Annotated in this window: 3 protein-coding genes; all 3 read left to right on the top strand. The window is 45.8% G+C overall.

Translation table 11 applies throughout. The annotated features are described in order from the left end of the window. On the top strand, positions 1-197 hold a 197-nt coding region (locus H8K36_RS19180; protein ID WP_222611282.1), incomplete at its 5' end, for a hypothetical protein. A gap of 93 nt (positions 198-290) precedes the next feature. Continuing rightward, positions 291-665 (top strand): Co2+/Mg2+ efflux protein ApaG, encoded by a 375-nt coding sequence (gene apaG, locus H8K36_RS18840; RefSeq protein ID WP_186918071.1) that lies wholly within the window; start codon positions 291-293, stop codon positions 663-665. Between the two features lie 344 nt (positions 666-1009). Further along, a complete protein-coding gene (locus tag H8K36_RS18835) occupies positions 1010-1786 on the top strand; it encodes an enoyl-CoA hydratase (protein ID WP_186918072.1) in 777 nt (258 codons plus the stop codon). The last annotated feature ends 316 nt before the right edge of the window (positions 1787-2102 follow it).

The following is a 2102-nucleotide window of genomic DNA, read 5'->3' as shown; positions in this document are numbered from 1 at the left end:
TGCAAATACTGCGAGACAAAGGGCAGGACAAGGCGGATGCTTCCGCTTGGCACGAGAGTGCAGCCCGGATAGCCTGCGAAGTGAACGGTGCGGTAATGCCGTCAGCAACAGGAACCCACCGAAGCGCATGCGCAAAATCATCGCGCAGCGCCGTAGGAATCCCCGTCCTTTCCGCGCTAGCGGCAGCCGCAGGCTGAGGGCAGGGAGGATGTCAATCCTGCAGATCTTGTCGCGCTCTAGTAAGATGCAGTCTTTCAGCAAAACGATACTGACTTGGGGTCTTAAAACATATGACAAAGTATGACTTTAGTGTGAGCGTAGTGACTCAATACCTGGAGGATCAGTCTAACCCAGATAAATTTAATTTTGTTTTTGCTTACACGATCACGATTAAGAACACGGGGGATATTCCGGCACAGTTAATATCTCGTCATTGGATCATCACTGACGCAAATAATAAAGTGCATGAAGTTCAGGGGCTGGGTGTGGTAGGGCATCAACCCTTATTGAAACCGGGCGAGGGCTTTGAGTATACGAGCGGGAGTTCTTTAGAGACGCCACACGGAACGATGAAAGGCATCTATTTCTGCGTGGCTGAAGATGGGCATCGATTTGAGGTGCCTATCCCGGAGTTTGTGCTATCACTCCCACGTACCTTGCATTGAGTTATTTACTGATCTCGCTTTTCGGAGGTCTTTGAATCTGACTTTTTGTTTGGTCTGCCAGAAAACATGGTCCACCAAATAATAAAGATAAAAATAAAGAATGCGCCGAAGGCTTCTAATGCAAGTAACCACATAGTTTGCGTTTCCTAATCAGATATAAAAGCGGTAGTCATTTTAACAGAGCTGGTGCAGGCTTCATTTTTGGCTAGTCTTTTGAAATGTTTCCTTCCTAAGGCGCAATTGGCATAGACCCATTGAGATACAAGCTTTATGATTCTGGATGAGCGACAGCATTTAATCACCAGAAAATCAATTCATCAGAAAACCAATATCAGGAGTAAGACATGGAATATCAGAATATTATTGTTGAAGTTAAAGAGAAGGTGGGTGTTATCACTTTGAATCGCCCAAAGGCGCTCAACGCGCTCAACGACCAGTTGATGGACGAGCTCGGTCATGCGCTGTTGGCCTTTGATCAAAACGACGACATTGGTTGTATGGTCATTACCGGCAGCGAAAAAGCGTTCGCAGCGGGGGCGGATATTGCAGCGATGGCGGACTACACCTATATGGATGCCTATAAGGGGAATTACGTCACCAAAAACTGGGAACATATTCTTCGTGTGCGTAAGCCAGTGATCGCAGCCGTTGCAGGGTATGCCTTGGGTGGCGGTTGCGAGTTGACGATGATGTGTGACTTCATTATTGCTGCTGACAATGCAAAATTCGGTCAACCTGAAATCAAGTTGGCGACTTTGCCAGGTTGCGGCGGTACTCAGCGTTTGCCTCGTGCGATTTCTAAGTCAAAGGCGATGGACTTGTGTTTGACGGCTCGATTGATGGATGCCAATGAGGCTGAGCGTGCGGGTTTGGTTTCTCGCGTCGTACCTTTAGAAAAGCTAATGGAAGAAACTTTAGCAGCGGCGAATACAATTTCGTCCATGTCTCTGCCAGTTGTTATGATGATCAAAGACGCGGTGAATCGTTCATTTGAATCAGGATTGACTGAAGGTGTGAATTACGAGCGTCGCTTGTTCCATGCAAGTTTTGGCACACATGATCAACGCGAAGGTATGCATGCCTTCTTAGAGAAGCGTCCAGCGAATTTTAAAAATATGTAAATTGATTTGAAGCGCTCTCGAGCAAGTATTAATTTCAAGTCGAATGAAACGCCCCGCGCCAGCGGGGCGTTTTGTTTTGTTTCTCTTGCCTTATTCACCTTTCTTAATTGAATTAACCAAATTAACTGAAGTAACAGTAATTAATATAAATAATTTAGAAGGTACTTGCCGAGCTGCATCTTTTCTTGTTATAGTTCGCCTCCCGCAGAAATGCGGTGCAAGAAAAAGAGTGGCAAGCCAGTCAATATCCTGATGAGTTTCGATTGATGTAAATGAAATAAATCGAAGCGGAGTTTAGAAAGTTTAAACGGAGGGG

Origin of the sequence: Affinundibacterium nitidum (genome assembly GCF_014284155.1) — a bacterium.
Lineage (GTDB): Bacteria > Pseudomonadota > Gammaproteobacteria > Burkholderiales > Burkholderiaceae_D > Undibacterium > Undibacterium nitidum.
The sequence above is the reverse complement of the archived record's forward strand: the minus strand, read 5'-3'. Positions and strand labels throughout refer to the sequence as shown.

Excerpts from the sequence above, each read along its gene's own strand:
- apaG (WP_186918071.1), top strand. The coding sequence starts at position 291 with ATGACAAAGTATGACTTTAGTGTGAGCGTAGTGACTCAATACCTGGAG.
- H8K36_RS18835 (WP_186918072.1), top strand. The coding sequence starts at position 1,010 with ATGGAATATCAGAATATTATTGTTGAAGTTAAAGAGAAGGTGGGTGTT.